This is a genomic window from Rhizobium sp. SRDI969 (assembly GCF_025152725.1).
In the GTDB taxonomy this organism is placed as follows: domain Bacteria; phylum Pseudomonadota; class Alphaproteobacteria; order Rhizobiales; family Rhizobiaceae; genus Rhizobium; species Rhizobium leguminosarum_I.
In genome coordinates, this window is record NZ_CP104035.1 from 1,754,187 (window position 1) to 1,770,167 (window position 15,981).

Here is a 15,981-nt window from a genome sequence, read left to right on the forward strand (position 1 = left end):
TCTGCTCAAACCAGAATTTTTCATCCCCGCGTGGCCCTCGCGGGATTGTGATCAGCCGATTAATGCGGCAATTGTCGGGCCGTCATTGCAGAAGCTGAGCGAGAAACGATCTTGTTTTCCATATCGAAACGCAGCGAAGTCGAGCCTTTTCATGCCATGGACGTTTTGGCGGAGGCAACGAAGCGGCGCGCGAGCGGCCATCCGGTGATCTCGATGGCGGTCGGTCAGCCCTCGCATCCGGCACCTCAAGCGGCCCTCGAAGCGGCGCGCGCAGCCCTTGCCGAAGGCCGGATCGGCTATACCGATGCGCTGGGGACGGCACGGCTGAAATCGGCGCTCGCCTGGCACTACAAGGATCGCCACGGCCTGGAGATCGATCCAAAGCGCATCGCCATCACCACCGGTTCCTCGGCCGGCTTCAATCTCGCCTTCCTGTCGCTCTTCGATGCCGGCGATGCGGTGGCGATCGCAAGACCCGGTTATCCCGCCTATCGCAATATCCTCGGTGCGCTCGGCCTGAAGGTTCTCGAAGTGCCCGTAACGGCCGAGACCCACTTCACCCTGACGCCGCAAAGCCTGGAAGCGGCGCAGAAGGAAAGCGGCATCACGCTGAAAGGCGTGCTGCTCGCCAGTCCCGCCAATCCGACCGGCACGGTGACCGGCCGCGAGGGGCTGAAGGCGCTTTCGGATTACTGCGCGGCCCATTCCATCGCCTTCATCTCCGATGAAATCTACCACGGGCTGACCTTCGCAGGCGAGGAGGCGAGCGCGCTGGAACTGACTGACGAGGCGATCGTCATCAATTCCTTCTCCAAATATTATTGCATGACCGGCTGGCGAATCGGCTGGATGGTGCTTCCCGACCGCCTGGTTCGGCCGATCGAGCGGGTGGCGCAGAGCCTCTACATCTCCCCGCCCGAGCTCTCCCAGATCGCCGCCACGGCTGCTCTTGGCGCTGGCGCCGAACTCGATCGTTACAAGGCAAGCTATGCCGCTAACCGCGACCTGCTGATGCGGCGTCTACCGCAGATCGGCCTTTCGATCGCCTCGCCGATGGACGGGGCCTTCTACGCCTATCTCGACGTCACCCGCTTCAGCAATGACAGCATGGGCTTTGCCAAACGCATGCTCGCGGAAATCGACGTCGCCGCAACGCCCGGTCTCGATTTCGATCCGCTGGAGGGAAATCGAACGCTGCGCCTGTCCTATGCGGGCTCGCAGGCAGAGATCGCCGAGGCGGTGGAGCGAATCGCAGCCTGGTTGAAGTAGCGCTCACGACCGGGCAAGCGGCAATGCACTCTCCTGTCGTCAGCTGCGCGACGAAAACAGCGAAGCGAACGTCGAAGACGGTTTGTTGTTCAGCCTTGGCACCACCACGAGCTGCTTGATGTCGCCGCGCTTATAGGCAGCGAGGAAGCGGCGGTAGTCCTTGAAGGAGACGCAGCCGTTGGAATCGCCGTTCTTGCCGAGCATATAGGTATGGGCGAGAAGGCCGACACGGTCATAGATGGCGTCCGAACCCTGGACCGGCGTCAGCCGCAGCGCCTCGACCCCATGGAAAAGGCTCTCGCGCATGGTGAGGACATAGGTGTGCGGCGGTGTTGGCCCGCGCATCTTCTTGTTCACATAACGCGGATTGTCGCGCATCTTGCCGAGCCCGGAATGGGCCTCGAGCCGTTCGCCGTTCGGCAGATAGACGGTGCTGTTTTCGATGTCGTAGATCGCCACGCCAGCGCGCAGCTTCGGCGAGAACACCGGCTTGTCGTAGCGCGGCACTGCGTCGTCCTCGTCATCCTCGATCGGCGAGTTCGGCTGGGCATAGGCAAGTGCAGGCTCGCCAGCGCGCTGCGAACCCTTGGAAGCCAGTGCCGGTTTGCCGATGAGGCCATCAGGACGTGCCATCGGCAGCGGCACGGAACCTTCGTCCGGCGCCAGCACGAGATCGAAGGGTGGCGCGTCGTCCGCGGCGGCAACGACCACCGGTGCAGGTTCCGAGGCGGGAATTGAGGCCGTTTTGACGGGAGATGCGGTCGGCTCGACCGGAGCCGGCGCGATTTGCCCGGATCCTGCATCGGCAAGCGCAAGCAGGGCTGTCAGTTCGGCTGCAGCGACCGCCTCCTTCGACGGAACGATGATCCGATTGCCGTCGTCTTCATCAGTCTCTGCCGAGGCGAGCTCGACCGGCGGCGGCGCGATGACATCGTCCTTGCGGAATTTGGCGCTGTCGGAAATCGCGGCCACGACCGGTTGCTCCGCGGCCATGGTGAGCCGATTGTTTTTTGTAAGAGCCGCCAGCGCCGTTGCTGCGGCGGCGGTCTTTTCGGCATGGGATTGAATGAGGCTCGCCGTCAGCAGGACCTTCGGCTTCGCATCGAAGGCGGTTAGCCGGTCGGCCTTGCCGACATGAATCAGCCTCTCATGGCGCGGTGTAGGCGCCACCTTCGGCGCAGCCGCCACCTGTGCCGGGCGATCCGGCGGAGAATAGGGAGCGGCGATCGAATGCATCGTCGCGAAGGTCGCGATCAGCCATGTCGAGGTCAGAAATCCGGCGCCGACAACACTGTAAAGGAAACCGCGAGATCTGCGCCAACGGAAAGCAGATCCGCCAAGAGGGGTGACGTCATCGAACGTCCCGACCACACACGCCATACTACACTCGTCTTTCAAACTCGCTACGCAGGCCGGCGGCACTGACTGACTACACTTCGCCGGGGGCCGGTACAGGCGCAAATGGGCCGAATTTAGACCACCCACGACGTCCGACTGTCTCGCAAGGATGACGAATTATGGTTTCTAATTTGTTTACGCGGCGTTGCAGTTTCTCACGACGTCTCAAAAAGAGATGCGTTGGGCGTCTCAGGCGCGCTCCATCACATAACTTCCCGGCGCTTCCTCGATGGCGTTCAAGGCGTCGCCGCCGGGTTTGCGGGCCGGCACACGCCTGCCGTCATGCGTCTCGATCCAGGCCTGCCAATGTGGCCACCATGATCCCGGGGTCTCGGTCGCCTGCTCGAGCCAAGTCTCGTAGTCCCCCTTGGCCGGGCCGCCCGTCCAGAATTGATACTTCTTCCTGTCGGGCGGGTTGACGACGCCGGCGATATGTCCCGAGCCGGTCACGACGAATTCCACCTTGCCGCCGAAGAACCGGCTGCCGAGGAAGACGGACTTGGCAGGTGCGATGTGATCCTCGCGGGTGGCGAGATTATAGATCGGGATCTTCACATCCTTCAGCGACACGGACTTGCCGTCGAGGATCATCTCGTTCCGCGTCAGCGCATTCTTGAGATAGCAATTGCGCAGGTAGAAGGCATGGTTTGCCGCCGCCATGCGGGTCGAGTCGGCGTTCCAGAACAACAGGTCGAAGGGCAGGGGATCCTGGCCCTTGAGGTAGTTGTTGACGAAATAAGGCCAGATCAGCTCGGAGGCGCGCAGCATGTTGAAGGCCATCGACATCTTCGTGCCGTCGAGATAGCCGGTCGCCTGCATATGCTCTTCGAGCGCTTCAAGCTGCTCCTCGTCGACGAAGACCTTGAGGTCGCCGGCATGGGTGAAATCGACCTGGGTGGTGAACAGCGTCGCTGTCTTGATGCGCTTGTTCTTCTCCTTGGCATGCAGCGCCAGCGTTGCGGCCAGCAGCGTGCCGCCGACGCAGTAGCCGACGGCGTTGACGTCCTTTTCGCCGGTCGCCTTCTCGATTGTAACAAGCGCGAAATCGATTCCCTCTCGGGCATAGGCCGCCCAGTCCTTGTCGGCGTGGCGCGCATCCGGGTTGACCCAGGAAATGACGAAGACCGTCTGACCCTGGTCGACGCACCATTTGATGAAGGATTTTTGCGGGTTGAGGTCGAGAATATAGAATTTGTTGATCCAGGGCGGGCAGATCAAAAGCGGCCGCTTCAGCACCGTTTCGGTCGAAGCCTCGTACTGGATGATCTGGCAGATGTCGTTCTGGGCGATCACTTTGCCTGGCGTCAGCGCCATGTCGCGGCCGACGGCGAATTTCGTCATGTCGGTCTGGCGAAGGCGAAGATCACCATGTCCGGCAGCGATATCCTCGGCCAGCATCTTCATCCCGCGCACCAGATTGGCGCCGCTGGTTGCGATCGTCTCGCGGTAGAGCTGCGGATTGGTGGCGATGAAGTTGGTCGGCGAAAGCGCTGCCGTGATCTGCTTCACGTAGAAGCCGGCCTTGTGCTTGGTATGCTCGTCGAGGCCATCGGTCTCCGACACCAGCTTTTCCACCCAGTCGGTGGTGACGAAATAGACTTGGCGGAGAAAATCGAAGAACGGATTCTTCTGCCAGTCCTCGTCCGAGAAGCGCTTGTCCTTGCGGGTGTCCGGTTCCGGCTCCGTGGGTTCGCCTTGCATGCCGCGCGTGCCTTGCATGCGCTGCATTGAGCGCATCCAGATGCCGAAGAACGAGGACATCAGCTGCGTCTGCGCCTCGAAGGTGCGGCGCGGATCGGAAATCCAGTATTCGGTCACCTTGGAAAGCGTCTTGACCATGTCGGTCATCGGATCGACGGCGGTTTCGGTGATCTCACCGCGTTCGCGCGGCGCGAGCCAGGCAGACGCTGCTTGTCCGAGATTTTCGAGCGCTCGGGCGAAATTCATCGCCATGGCCTCGGGATCCTTCAACAGATAGGGATCGAGATCGGTCGCGTCGAAGCCGGCCTTTTCGCCATTTTTTTGGCCGCCATTCTCCTGCTTGCTGTCGGTCACCATTTCCTCCGGCGGCAGCACCACTCTTTTTATCCATTCGTTGTACATCGTGATCGAACGAGAAAACAAGTTCCACCCGCATCGGCTCATGCTATTGCTTTGTGGCTGCGACAAATTTAACAGTCGACGCAGTCAGAACTGGATTTTTGAGGCATGACAAAGAACGGCATTCGGCGCATCGCAATCCTCAACCGCACCGCACTGATCTGCGCCGCGGCGGCGATGGCGCTTGCCGGATGCAATCTGACGGCGGAACAAAAGGCCGCAGCTGCCGCTAAGCGGGCGGCGCCGACCGCCGTCGTCATGCCGGCCACCAAGGGCGAGGCGGCTGAGGGCGGCCTGGCAAAATACCCGGACGGCTATCCGAGTTTCGGTGCGCCGCTGACCGCCGCCAATGTCCAGATGAGTGACGAGCAGGCGGCTGAACTGCAGCATCAGCTGACGGCACTTGCCGCTCGGCGTAAGGCCGGCACGATCTCGGAAGCCGAATATCAGGCCAAGGTCGCCGAAATGCGGCGTCTCGCCGCCGAGCACGGCACCGATACACTCTCCGAAATCTCCAAATAGACCTTGCCTTTCAGGCAATTTGGACGCAAAGCCATTCCGAATGCATCGGAAGATACAATTTTTCCGATAAAGCGCGTTACGCGGCCTTTCCGTCAAAGATTCGCCGCGTCACTTGGGTCTGATGAACACGGCGTTGCGATTCTGAAGTTCGTGTCGCAGCCGCCGGAAGACGGAACGAACTTCGACTGCGGCCCGAAATGCCGCCTTTCCATGGGGAATGAGATGGAAGAGTTTCACAAAGTCCGGCGTTTGCCGCCTTACGTTTTCGAACAGGTCAACCGTTTGAAAGCAAGCGCGCGAGCGGGCGGCGCCGATATCATCGATCTCGGCATGGGAAACCCAGACCTCCCCACTCCTCAGTCGATCGTCGACAAGCTGTGCGAGGTCGTGCAGGATCCGCGCACGCACCGCTATTCCTCTTCCAAGGGCATTCCGGGCCTGCGCCGCGCCCAGGCCGCCTATTATGCCCGTCGTTTTGGCGTCAAGCTCAACCCGGATACCCAGGTGGTCGCCACCTTGGGCTCCAAGGAAGGGTTCGCCAATATGGCGCAGGCGATTACGGCGCCGGGCGACGTGATCCTCTGCCCGAACCCCACCTATCCGATCCACGCCTTCGGCTTCCTGATGGCGGGCGGCGTGATCCGTTCCATGTCGGTGGAGCCGGATGCGAGCTTCTTCGAACCGCTGGAACGTGCCGTCCGGCATTCGATCCCGAAGCCCTTGGCGCTGATCCTCAACTACCCCTCGAATCCGACGGCCTTTGTCGCGACGCTCGATTTCTACAAGGACGTCATCGCCTTCGCGAAAAAGCACGACATCATCGTGCTTTCCGACCTTGCCTATTCGGAAATCTACTTCGACGGCTCCCCGCCGCCGTCGGTTCTCGAAGTGCCGGGCGCAATGGACGTGACGGTCGAGTTCACCTCGATGTCGAAGACCTTCTCCATGCCCGGCTGGCGCATGGGCTTTGCCGTCGGCAACGAGCGGCTGATCGCGGCGCTCACCCGCGTCAAGTCCTATCTCGACTACGGCGCCTTCACGCCGATCCAGGTGGCGGCGACGCATGCGTTGAACGGCGATGGTTCCGACATTGCGGAAGTCCGCAACGTCTATAAACGCCGCCGCGACGTCATGGTCGAAAGTTTCGGCAAGGCCGGGTTCGAGGTGCCGCCGCCGGCCGCGACGATGTTCGCCTGGGCGAAGATCCCGGAAAAGTTCCGTCATCTCGGTTCGCTGGAGTTCTCCAAGCTGCTGGTCGAGAAGGCCGACGTCGCCGTTGCCCCGGGCATCGGCTTCGGCGAAATGGGCGACGACTACGTCCGTCTGGCGCTTGTCGAGAACGAACACCGCATCCGTCAGGCTGCGCGCAACATCAAGAAGTTCATGTCGACGGCAGACGAGACGATGCACAACGTCATCTCGCTGAACGCCCACCGCTAATCCAACCGTTGGGCAGCTGCGTTCGGCGGCTGCCGCCACACAGACACTTCAGGATCGATCCATGGCAGATGCCCTCAAAATCGGCATTGCGGGCTTGGGCACCGTTGGCGCCTCGCTTGTCCGTATCATTCAGCAGAAAAGCAACGAGCTTGCCGTCACCTGCGGGCGTCCGATCACCATCACGGCGGTCTCCGCGCGTGACAAGGCGAGGGATCGCGGCATCGATCTTTCCACCGTTACCTGGTTCGACCGGCCGGAAGAGCTTGCCGAAAAAGGCGATATCGACGTCTTCGTCGAGCTGATGGGTGGCGCCGAAGGGGCGGCCAACGTCTCGGTGCGTACGGCACTCCAACGTGGTCTCCATGTGGTGACAGCCAACAAGGCGCTGCTTGCCTATCACGGCGTCGAGCTTGCGAAGATCGCCGAGGAGAAGGGTTCGCTGCTGAACTTCGAGGCGGCAGTCGCCGGCGGCATTCCGGTCATCAAGGCGCTGCGTGAATCGCTGACGGGCAATTCCGTCTCGCGCATCTATGGCATCATGAACGGCACCTGCAATTACATCCTGACCAAGATGGAGAAGGAGGGGCTTTCCTTCGCCGAATGCCTCAAGGAAGCGCAGCGGCTGGGTTATGCCGAGGCCGATCCAGCCTTCGATGTCGAGGGCAACGACACGGCCCATAAGCTTTCCATCCTGACGACGCTCGCCTTCGGCAATCAGATCGCGGCCGACGACATCTATCTCGAAGGCATCACCAACATCTCGATCGAGGATATCCACGCTGCCGCCGAGCTCGGCTATCGCATCAAACTCTTGGGCGTTGCCCAGCGCACCGATACCGGCATCGAGCAGCGCGTCCATCCCACAATGGTGCCGGTCGATTCGGTCATCGCCCAGGTCGACGGCGTCACCAATGCGGTGGCGATCGAATCCGACGTGCTCGGCGAACTGCTGATGGTCGGCCCGGGCGCCGGCGGCAACGCGACGGCCTCGTCCGTGCTCGGCGATATCGCCGATATTGCCAAGAGCCAGCCAGGCGCCCAGCGCGTGCCGGTGCTCGGCCATCCCGCAGCGACGCTGGAACCCTACCGCAAGGCGCAGATGCAGAGCCACGAGGGCGGCTATTTCATCCGCCTGACCGTGCTCGACCGCACCGGCGTCTTTGCCAGCGTCGCAACCCGCATGGCGGAAAACAACATCTCGCTGGAATCGATCGTCCAGCGCTCCAAGCAGCACCTGGCGCCATCGCACCACCAGACGATCATTCTCGTCACCCATGCGACGATGGAAGAGTCGGTGCGCAAGGCGGTCGCCTCGATCAAGTCGGAAGGTTACCTCTTCGGCGAACCGCAGGTGATTCGCATCGAGCGGCCAAAAGAAGAAGGCTGAACTCTTTTTTGCCACAATCCGGGATGGCTGACCCGCTCTGTGCACGCAGGGCGGGTTTTTTTATTGCCTGTTTAACCGCTCTCACGAAAACTTATATTAACAGGTACCGAAACATTGATATAAATAAGCCGGGAGAGGGAGTCGCCGGCTTTGGAGAACACCGTGAACAAGGACAGCCATGCCGGGAAGGGGTATGGTCGCCCGGAAGAGGAACCTCCCGATCATCCTGGTCTGTTTGAGGAAGTTCCCGAGACGAACCGTGATGAGGTTCGTTACCACCCCTCCGATGGGGCCTATGACGACGAAAGCCCGGAAGGCCGCAACTGGGCCATTCTTCTCACTCTCTTCTCCGTCATCCTGGTGCAACTGGCCGGCATCGCCCTGATCGTCTGGGCGGTATTCTAAAGCGTGTCGCGATCTTTCAGATTCGCTCTCGCGCTTTAGGTCTTTATTTTTACGCATGTCGTTGTCGCAAAATCGCTGCACGCTTTTGCGCGACATGCTTTGGTAAAAAACCGTGTCTGCAAATCCATCGCTATGTTATCTCCGCTGCTCCTGTAGAAAGAGCAGATGAAGTCAGCGGAGTGTGGCATGGCAGATCTCGTCGACCCCGTACAGCGCGCGTTTCTCGGCGTGGAGAAATCCGCGCTCGACAATCGCTGGGTGGCGCGGCTCGACCAGGCCGGGCAGAACCGCGCGCTGGCCATGTCGCAGATCCATGGATTGCCGGATCTGATCGCCCGGGTGCTCGCTGGGCGCGGCGTGACGGTAGACGAGGCGATCGAATTCCTCGATCCGACGATCCGAAGCCTGATGCCCGATCCCCATAGACTGACTGATTGCGAAAAGGCCGCGACCCGCCTCCTGCGCGCGATCGAGCGAGGCGAGAGCGTCGCCATCTTCGGCGACTACGACGTCGACGGCGCAGCCTCCTCGGCGCTGATGTTTCGTTTTCTCCGCCATTTCGGCGTCAGGGCGACCATCTATATTCCCGACCGCGTCTTCGAAGGCTACGGCCCCAATCCGGCGGCCATCAACCAGTTGATCGACAACGGCGCTGAGCTGATCATCACCGTCGATTGCGGCTCCACCAGCCACGAGGCACTGGCCGCTGCCGCGGCGCGCAACATCGATGTCGTCGTCATCGATCACCACCAGGTGACACATGAGCTGCCGCCCTGCCATGCGCTGGTCAACCCGAACCGCGAGGACGATCTCTCGGGGCAGGGGCATCTTTGCGCCGCCGGCGTCGTCTTCATGGTGCTGGTCGCGACACTCAGGCTGCTGCGCGCGGCCGGCAACAAGCGCATCCTGGCGCTCGACCTGCTGCAATGGCTGGATATCGTGGCACTTGCGACGGTCTGCGATGTCGTGCCGCTGAAGGGTCTCAACCGCGCCTATGTGGTAAAGGGGCTGGTTGCTGCCCGCCACCAGAGCAATGCCGGACTGGCGGCACTCTTCCGCAAGGCGGGGCTCGCCGGCCCGGTGACGCCCTACCATTTCGGCTTCCTGATCGGCCCGCGCATCAATGCCGGCGGGCGGATCGGCGACGCCGCACTCGGAAGCCGGCTGCTCACGCTCGATGACGCCGGAGAGGCGGATGTGATCGCGCAGCGCCTCGACGAGCTCAATCGCGAACGCCAAGCGATGGAGGCCATCATGCTGCAGGAGGCTGAAGCCGAGGCGCTTGCCGAATATGGCGACGGCGAGGGCGCCTCCGTCATCGTCACCGCCCATGAGAAATGGCATCCCGGTATCGTCGGGCTGATCGCGGCGCGGCTGAAGGAGAAATTCAAACGGCCGGCCTTTGCGATCGCCTTCGATCCCGCCGGCCGCGGCACCGGCTCTGGCCGATCCATCAACGGCTTCGACATGGGCAGGATGGTCCGGGCCGCGGTTGACGAGGGTCTGCTCGTCAAGGGCGGCGGCCACGCAATGGCCGCGGGACTGACGGTCGAGCGCGCTTATCTCGGCAGGCTGAGGACCTTCTTCACGGAGAAGGCCGAGAGGACGGTGGCTAGCCTCGTCGCCAACGAAACGCTGAAGATCGACGGTGCGATCGGTGCAAGCGGCGCCACTCTCGAACTCATCGACCGCCTGGAGGCCGCCGGCCCCTATGGCTCTGGTCACGCACAGCCGCTCTTTGCCATACCGGCGCATCGTCTGCGCGACGCCCGCCTGGTCGGCGAGAAACATGTGAAGGTGACGCTGGAGGCCATGGACGGATCGCGGCTCGACGGCATCGCCTTCCGCGCCGCCGACACGCCGCTTGGCAATCTTCTTATCAATTCACGCGGTGCCAGCCTGCATGTCGCGGGTTCGCTCGGTGCCGACCACTACCAGGGCGCACGCCGCATCCAGCTGCGCGTCTGCGACGCTGCGCCGGCGAAATAGAACGGTCGCGCAAGAGCGCTGACGATGTGAAGTCAAGGGAGAGAAAGTGGTACGCCCTAGGGGAGTCGAACCCCTCTTCCCAGAATGAAAATCTGGTGTCCTAACCGATAGACGAAGGGCGCTTCCTTCGTGGTGGCGCCCTTATAGTCAGCGCCTTCGAAGGCCGCAAGCGCCAAGGCGCGAAAAAATCATCGTTTTCGCCGATTTATTTGTGGCTGTGGAGAAACGATGTGCAAGGCACGGCGCAGCGGAGAAAAATCAAGCCGGCGGGTTAGGATGGGCAGCGTCGCGCGGACCCGAAGGGTTCTCCTCAAGGAGACTCATAGGGTCGGCGAATGTCGATCGAAACGGATGACGATGGCCATCATCAGGAATTGGTACGCCCTAGGGGAGTCGAACCCCTCTTTACAGAATGAGAATCTGTCGTCCTAACCGATAGACGAAGGGCGCAGGCAGCCTCGTTAAAATAGGAGCGTGCGCCGGCTTCTGCAAGCGGAAGTGATGGCTTCTATATAGGGAGAAAGTGGTACGCCCTAGGGGAGTCGAACCCCTCTTCCCAGAATGAAAATCTGGTGTCCTAACCGATAGACGAAGGGCGCGTCCTTCGTGGTGGCGCCCTTATAGTCAGGCGTATTGAATCCCGCAAGCGGCAATTGCGGTTTCTTTCAAAAAAATGACAGCAAATCCGAGCGCGTTCGAGAAGCCGATTATTGAAGCCGAATCAACAGGCTGCCGGTTGTTTCTTTATTGAGACTAGCTGATGCTGCCGTAACGCAATGCGAAAATCGCGCGGCCGTCAGATCGCTCGTGCGGTCGTCATCGGCGCGCGTTTGCCGCCGCAGCCCCAGTTCCAGTCACGACTTTTGCCGGTATCGAGGTGGACCGAATCCGTATGGCAATAGGTGCCGACGCCGCCGCGGTCCGGCAACGAGCGGATATAGGCGGCGATATCCCATTTTGTAACACCGTCGATCTGGATGTCGGCCGCCTCGCAGCTCTTGTGCATCGATTCGTCGGCGCCGCCGACCAAGCGGTTGTGCTCTTCGTCTCGATAGCCGGAGGTGACGATGACCGGTCGCCCGAAATGGTTTTCGACCGTCTTGATCACTTTCAACAGGTCGGGCTTGAAGCAACCGACCTCGACCTTGTCGTTCTGGAGATGCAGCCCGTTCGGCGCGATGCGCGTCATGCCGGGCAGGGCGGCTTTGTGCAGCAGGCCGGAGAGGCTGCCGAGCAGGTTCTGCTTCGGCGCGCTGTAGAGCGCATTCATCGTCGAGGTCGGAATGCTGCCCGTCGCCAGCGACGCAGTCTGCACAGGCGCAAGCTGCGTACTGTTATTCTGCGAGGATTGCTGCGGCAGCACCGGCTCTGCCGGCTGTTGGAGCGTGGGCGGCTGGCTATAGACGCTGCTTCGCGCCGATGCTGCACCTTCCACCGGCGCATAGGCCTGCGGCTGAACGACGGTGGAGGTGCTGTTGTCTTGCGGCGCCGGCTGGCGATCGGAAAAGATGCTCATCGACTGCGCGTTGATCCGGGTCGACTGCAGGACCAACCCGCCGATATTGGCAGGCGCCGCCGTTGCCGAGCCGGCGGGCGGAGCGGCGGCATTTGGATCTTGTGCCACGACCTGAGGCGCGGCTTGAGCGCCGGAGACGTTGACGAGCCGAGGGTCCGTATAGACCGAATGTGGGGCAGGGCTTCCAGGCCCTGCGGTGGCAAGCTGCGGTGCTGCGGCTTGTGCTGGAACAACTGCGGCGGAATCGAGCGCCTTCTTGTCCGACGCGCAGCCGGACAGCGCCAGCACCGAGGTGGCGATCAGCAAAGCGTCGGTCAGGGGCATCCGCATCTGCATCTTACGCAAAGCAACAGTCTCCAGTTGATCCGGAAAATAAGCGAAAACCGCTTCTCTTCCGCTTCGAGTCGTTTGGAGATTGCCTGCGGGGCCGGATCGCGGCAAGCGCCGAGGCGCCGGCCGGACCCGAAATCGGAAAAGCCGCAAGCCTCGCAAAAGCCTTGCGCCGAAAAGCCTTACCAGGCGCCGGTATTGCCCATCGAGAGCCAGGGCTCAGTGGCCGGAAGCGGGCTGCCCTTTTGCAGGATTTCGATCGAGATGCCGTCGGGTGAGCGCACGAACGCCATGTTCCCGTCGCGCGGCGGCCGGTTGATGGTGACGCCGTTGTCCATCAGATTCTGGCAGGTCGCGTAAATATCGTCGACCTCATAAGCGAGGTGGCCGAAATTGCGACCTCCGCTATAATCTTCCGTGTCCCAATTGTAGGTAAGCTCGAGGCAGGGGGCCTTTTCGCTGCGCGCACGGTCGAGATCGTCGCGAGCAGCCAGGAAAACCAGGGTGAAGCGGCCCTTCTCGTTTTCGTGGCGGCGAATCTCCTCCAGCCCGAAAAGCGTGGTGTAAAAGGCAAGCGAGGCGTCCAGGTCTTTGACGCGCACCATTGTATGAAGATAACGCATTCTATTTACTCCTTTATTGGGGCTAGCTTTTTTCGGCGAGCCGAGGTCAGCTTCGGGCAAGTCATCTTTATAAAATGTGCACCTGGGAATAACCGAAAACTAGGACTTGCGCTTATCCGTTACCAAGATGTTAATCTTGATTTCAAGAATCAGTTAACCGTAACAGTGTGACGCGTATTCGAGGGGCTGGCGACAATGGCTGACAGGATTTCATCGAACGAATACTCCGACCTCGACGAGCTATCGGGAGAGGCGGTCGATCTTGTTGAAATCACCGGCGTCGTCAAGTGGTTCGACGTCGCCAAGGGTTTCGGCTTCATCGTGCCAGACAACGGCATGCAGGATGTACTCCTGCACGTGACCTGCCTGCGCCGCGACGGTTACCAAACGATCCTCGAGGGAACGCGCATCGTCGCCCTCATCCAGCGCCGCGAGCGCGGCTATCAGGCTTTCAAAATCCTCTCGATGGACCAGTCGACCGCGGTTCATCCCTCGCAGCTGCCGCCGGTGCGCACCCATGTGCAGGTCACCGCAACGAGCGGACTCGAGCGCGCGCTGGTCAAGTGGTTCAACCGCACCAAGGGATTCGGCTTCCTGACGCGCGGCGAGGGCACGGAAGACATCTTCGTGCACATGGAAACGCTCCGCCGCTTCGGCCTGACGGAGCTCCGCCCTGGCCAGGTGGTTCTCGTCCGCTTCGGCGACGGAGAAAAGGGCCTGATGGCCGCAGAGATCCATCCTGACGTTCCGAGCCCGGCAAGCCGGTCGCACTGAACATGCGCGGTCTAATCCTATTTGATGCTATCAGAAGCGCCATCCTGGCGCTTTTTTTCATGGTTGCGCTGCCGGCTTTGGCCGAGGAGCAGATGCGGTTCGACAAGGAGCCGCTGCTCATCCAGACTGCGGCGGGCAAGGTGCTGCATTTCACTGTCGAGATTGCCTCGACCCCGGATCAGCGCGCCCGCGGACTGATGTTTCGCAAGGTGATGGCCGATGATGCCGGCATGATCTTCGATTTCGACGAGCCAAGGCGCGTCACCATGTGGATGGAAAACACCATCCTGCCGCTCGACATGCTCTTTGCCGACGACGCCGGTACGATTCGCCACATCAAGGAAAAGGCAGTGCCCTATTCGCGCGACATCATCGATTCGATGGTTGCGGTGAAATACGTCGTCGAACTCAACGCCGGCATTGTTGCCAAACTCGGAATCAAGCCGGGCGACAGGATCGTCAGCGCCACGACGACGAAAAGGATGAAGTGACGGCGCGTATAACCGCAAGCTGCGCTGCGCCTGTCAAGGAATTCAACAATATCGGGATATTTGAATGGTCGGAGTGGAGAGATTCGAACTCCCGACCCTCTGGTCCCAAACCAGATGCGCTACCAGGCTGCGCTACACTCCGTGCCGTGAATGGCAGGGGAGATACACGGTTCACTTCGCCGTCGCAACCCATAAATCCAGCTCTGGCCGAAGATTCCTCGCCGGACCTGTGGATGCAAGATAGAAAAATCTTGATGGGCGGTCAGTCTGCTTACCAGCGCACTAATCCGTTTGCCTGGCACAATTGGCGTCAGGGCAATTCTACCTTAGCCGTGAGCGATCAGGCCGATATATTGAGCGTAGCTGATCGCAAGGTAGAAGAACGCCGTGATACCAGCCCCTATCACAATGGCATTGAACTCCGCCGAACGTCTCATCATGAGTGCGAATCCACTGAAACCAACCGAGCCGTAGAAATAGTGCCGAGGGCTGGCTGCGGCAATCAGGTTGCAATCACAACATGCGACAATCGGTAACATTGTGCAATCCGCCCCAGAGTCGCTTGGCCTTCAAGAGATGGCTGGCTCCACCCGAGGGGAAGAATGCGCACAGCCGCTTGTCCGCCGATATTCTTTGTTTCCCTAACGCATCGGCCGTCATGGGAACGGAGTCGGCAGCGTCGTCGTGCACCGCCTTTTTCCTTGAAAAAGCGGGGATTCGCAGCTAAGCAAAATTCATCTCTTTGCGTTATCCTCAGCGATGATGCAAAAGGCCCGGAACGGGCCGGCAACAGGATTTAGACCATGAACGGCGGGCATTGTCCCGCATAGTCGGAGACGCTGCAGTCATGTCTGCCAAGATCTATCGTCCAGCCAAGACCGCCATGCAGTCCGGCAAGGCCAAGACCAATCTCTGGGTGCTTGAGTTCGATCAGGAGTCGCCGCTTAAGATCGATCCGATCATGGGCTACACCTCTTCGGGTGACATGCGCCAGCAGGTGAAGCTCACCTTCGAAACGCAGGAACTCGCCGAAGCCTATGCCCAGCGCAACGGTATCGACTACCGCGTCATCGCGCCGAAGGACCCGACACGCCAGGTTGTCGCCTATCCGGACAATTTCCGCTATACCCGCACGCAGCCCTGGACGCATTGAGATTTCTGGTCCAGATATGCCGCATCCGGTCGCGCTCGTGAGACGCGGCCGCCGGACGGCCCCTTAGCTCAGCTGGATAGAGCACCTGCCTTCTAAGCAGGTTGTCGCAGGTTCGATTCCTGCAGGGGTCGCCACAAATTCAATGACTTGAAGCCGTCCCCTGACCAGCGCGAAGGAGCCTGGTCACGGGGCGCTCACATTTGGACCGCCGTCCAGCGAATCCCGCGTACGGCGGCCGGACGGGCGTCCCAAACCGGTGCGGAATTATTGTTTGAACTGATCTCGCAAGACGTCGACGAGTGCCATCTGATCACCAGCAACCTTGCGTTCGAGGGATCCTGGGATCCGAGTGCCTGACCGGCGCTCTGTTGGACCGCGTCACCCGCCACGTCGACATCCGCGAGATGAACGGCGACAGTTATCGCCTCGCGCAAGTCCGCACTCGAAAGGCCGGCTGACAGCCGTCAAAAAATCGCAGCGCGCGGATGGGATCGCCGTTCGGGCTACGCTCTCCCAGCTTGCTCATCCACGCGCTGAAGTAGTCGAATTTTGCGCGCCGCGTGGCGGGTTTTACTCCGCCGTCG

General features: G+C 60.9%; 14 protein-coding genes, 5 tRNA genes and 1 pseudogene. 11 read left to right on the plus strand and 9 right to left on the minus strand.

Going from position 1 to position 15,981, the window contains the following annotated elements; genetic code table 11:
* Positions 1–111 precede the first annotated feature (111 nt).
* Positions 112–1,269, plus strand: coding sequence for a pyridoxal phosphate-dependent aminotransferase (locus N2A41_RS08870; RefSeq protein ID WP_260110755.1), 1,158 nt, complete (start codon positions 112–114; stop codon positions 1,267–1,269).
* A gap of 39 nt (positions 1,270–1,308) precedes the next feature.
* On the opposite strand, the gene N2A41_RS08875 is transcribed toward N2A41_RS08870, so the two are convergent.
* Positions 1,309–2,649, minus strand: a complete 1,341-nt coding sequence (locus N2A41_RS08875; protein ID WP_260110756.1) for a tlde1 domain-containing protein — start codon at positions 2,647–2,649, stop codon at positions 1,309–1,311.
* A 207-nt stretch (positions 2,650–2,856) separates the two neighbouring features.
* Positions 2,857–4,725, minus strand: coding sequence for a class I poly(R)-hydroxyalkanoic acid synthase (gene phaC, locus N2A41_RS08880; protein WP_260111118.1), 1,869 nt, complete (start codon positions 4,723–4,725; stop codon positions 2,857–2,859).
* A gap of 150 nt (positions 4,726–4,875) precedes the next feature.
* Here phaC and N2A41_RS08885 point away from each other — a divergent pair, with 150 nt between their 5' ends.
* The 5 genes from N2A41_RS08885 to recJ all read left to right on the plus strand — a co-directional run bounded on the left by N2A41_RS08885 (position 4,876) and on the right by recJ (position 10,510).
* Entirely contained in the window at positions 4,876–5,289 is a 414-nt protein-coding gene (locus N2A41_RS08885; RefSeq protein WP_162118692.1) for a hypothetical protein, read from the plus strand.
* Between the two features lie 222 nt (positions 5,290–5,511).
* Complete coding sequence (locus tag N2A41_RS08890) at positions 5,512–6,729, plus strand: LL-diaminopimelate aminotransferase (RefSeq protein WP_162118691.1); 1,218 nt, start codon at positions 5,512–5,514, stop codon at positions 6,727–6,729.
* 61 nt (positions 6,730–6,790) lie between these two features.
* Complete coding sequence (locus tag N2A41_RS08895; RefSeq protein WP_260110757.1) at positions 6,791–8,116, plus strand: homoserine dehydrogenase; 1,326 nt, start codon at positions 6,791–6,793, stop codon at positions 8,114–8,116.
* A 162-nt stretch (positions 8,117–8,278) separates the two neighbouring features.
* Entirely contained in the window at positions 8,279–8,521 is a 243-nt protein-coding gene (locus N2A41_RS08900; RefSeq protein ID WP_170261403.1) for a hypothetical protein, read from the plus strand.
* A gap of 186 nt (positions 8,522–8,707) precedes the next feature.
* On the plus strand, positions 8,708–10,510 hold the full coding sequence (recJ, locus tag N2A41_RS08905) for a single-stranded-DNA-specific exonuclease RecJ (RefSeq protein WP_260110758.1): 1,803 nt from the start codon (positions 8,708–8,710) through the stop codon (positions 10,508–10,510).
* A 47-nt stretch (positions 10,511–10,557) separates the two neighbouring features.
* On the opposite strand, the gene N2A41_RS08910 is transcribed toward recJ, so the two are convergent.
* The 5 genes from N2A41_RS08910 to gloA form a co-directional block, all read right to left on the minus strand.
* A tRNA-Glu gene (locus N2A41_RS08910) sits at positions 10,558–10,632 on the minus strand.
* Positions 10,633–10,885: 253 nt separating this feature from the next.
* Positions 10,886–10,960, minus strand: a tRNA-Glu gene (locus N2A41_RS08915).
* Between the two features lie 74 nt (positions 10,961–11,034).
* A tRNA-Glu gene (locus N2A41_RS08920) sits at positions 11,035–11,109 on the minus strand.
* 197 nt (positions 11,110–11,306) lie between these two features.
* Positions 11,307–12,362, minus strand: coding sequence for a YcbK family protein (locus N2A41_RS08925; RefSeq protein WP_409995332.1), 1,056 nt, complete (start codon positions 12,360–12,362; stop codon positions 11,307–11,309).
* A 176-nt stretch (positions 12,363–12,538) separates the two neighbouring features.
* Entirely contained in the window at positions 12,539–12,979 is a 441-nt protein-coding gene (gene gloA, locus N2A41_RS08930; RefSeq protein ID WP_170258615.1) for a lactoylglutathione lyase, read from the minus strand.
* Between the two features lie 195 nt (positions 12,980–13,174).
* Between gloA and N2A41_RS08935 the strand changes: the two genes are divergently transcribed.
* The gene (locus N2A41_RS08935; protein ID WP_012757289.1) at positions 13,175–13,753 is read left to right on the plus strand and encodes a cold-shock protein; all 579 of its coding nucleotides are present in this window, start codon (positions 13,175–13,177) and stop codon (positions 13,751–13,753) included.
* Between the two features lie 2 nt (positions 13,754–13,755).
* A complete protein-coding gene (locus N2A41_RS08940) occupies positions 13,756–14,244 on the plus strand; it encodes a DUF192 domain-containing protein (protein ID WP_222383868.1) in 489 nt (162 codons plus the stop codon).
* Positions 14,245–14,309: 65 nt separating this feature from the next.
* Here the strand turns inward: N2A41_RS08940 and N2A41_RS08945 are convergent.
* Positions 14,310–14,386, minus strand: a tRNA-Pro gene (locus N2A41_RS08945).
* 184 nt (positions 14,387–14,570) lie between these two features.
* Positions 14,571–14,783, minus strand: a complete 213-nt coding sequence (locus N2A41_RS08950) for a hypothetical protein (protein WP_017964110.1) — start codon at positions 14,781–14,783, stop codon at positions 14,571–14,573.
* Positions 14,784–15,091: 308 nt separating this feature from the next.
* On the opposite strand from N2A41_RS08950, the gene N2A41_RS08955 reads away from it, so the two are divergent.
* The 3 genes and pseudogenes from N2A41_RS08955 to N2A41_RS08965 all read left to right on the plus strand — a co-directional run.
* Positions 15,092–15,397: an ETC complex I subunit gene (locus N2A41_RS08955; RefSeq protein WP_017964111.1), complete on the plus strand. Its 306-nt coding sequence runs from the start codon at positions 15,092–15,094 to the stop codon at positions 15,395–15,397.
* A gap of 57 nt (positions 15,398–15,454) precedes the next feature.
* Positions 15,455–15,531: transfer RNA gene (locus tag N2A41_RS08960), tRNA-Arg, on the plus strand.
* 112 nt (positions 15,532–15,643) lie between these two features.
* A pseudogene (locus tag N2A41_RS08965) lies at positions 15,644–15,855 on the plus strand (ATP-binding protein); the annotation flags it as partial.
* Positions 15,856–15,981: the final 126 nt, after the last annotated feature.

Excerpts from the sequence above, each read along its gene's own strand:
- N2A41_RS08875 (WP_260110756.1), bottom strand. The coding sequence starts at position 2,649 with ATGGCGTGTGTGGTCGGGACGTTCGATGACGTCACCCCTCTTGGCGGA.
- phaC (WP_260111118.1), bottom strand. The coding sequence starts at position 4,725 with ATGGTGACCGACAGCAAGCAGGAGAATGGCGGCCAAAAAAATGGCGAA.
- N2A41_RS08885 (WP_162118692.1), top strand. The coding sequence starts at position 4,876 with ATGACAAAGAACGGCATTCGGCGCATCGCAATCCTCAACCGCACCGCA.
- N2A41_RS08890 (WP_162118691.1), top strand. The coding sequence starts at position 5,512 with ATGGAAGAGTTTCACAAAGTCCGGCGTTTGCCGCCTTACGTTTTCGAA.
- N2A41_RS08895 (WP_260110757.1), top strand. The coding sequence starts at position 6,791 with ATGGCAGATGCCCTCAAAATCGGCATTGCGGGCTTGGGCACCGTTGGC.
- recJ (WP_260110758.1), top strand. The coding sequence starts at position 8,708 with ATGGCAGATCTCGTCGACCCCGTACAGCGCGCGTTTCTCGGCGTGGAG.
- N2A41_RS08925 (WP_409995332.1), bottom strand. The coding sequence starts at position 12,362 with ATGCAGATGCGGATGCCCCTGACCGACGCTTTGCTGATCGCCACCTCG.
- gloA (WP_170258615.1), bottom strand. The coding sequence starts at position 12,979 with ATGCGTTATCTTCATACAATGGTGCGCGTCAAAGACCTGGACGCCTCG.
- N2A41_RS08935 (WP_012757289.1), top strand. The coding sequence starts at position 13,175 with ATGGCTGACAGGATTTCATCGAACGAATACTCCGACCTCGACGAGCTA.
- N2A41_RS08940 (WP_222383868.1), top strand. The coding sequence starts at position 13,756 with ATGCGCGGTCTAATCCTATTTGATGCTATCAGAAGCGCCATCCTGGCG.
- N2A41_RS08950 (WP_017964110.1), bottom strand. The coding sequence starts at position 14,783 with ATGTTACCGATTGTCGCATGTTGTGATTGCAACCTGATTGCCGCAGCC.
- N2A41_RS08955 (WP_017964111.1), top strand. The coding sequence starts at position 15,092 with ATGTCTGCCAAGATCTATCGTCCAGCCAAGACCGCCATGCAGTCCGGC.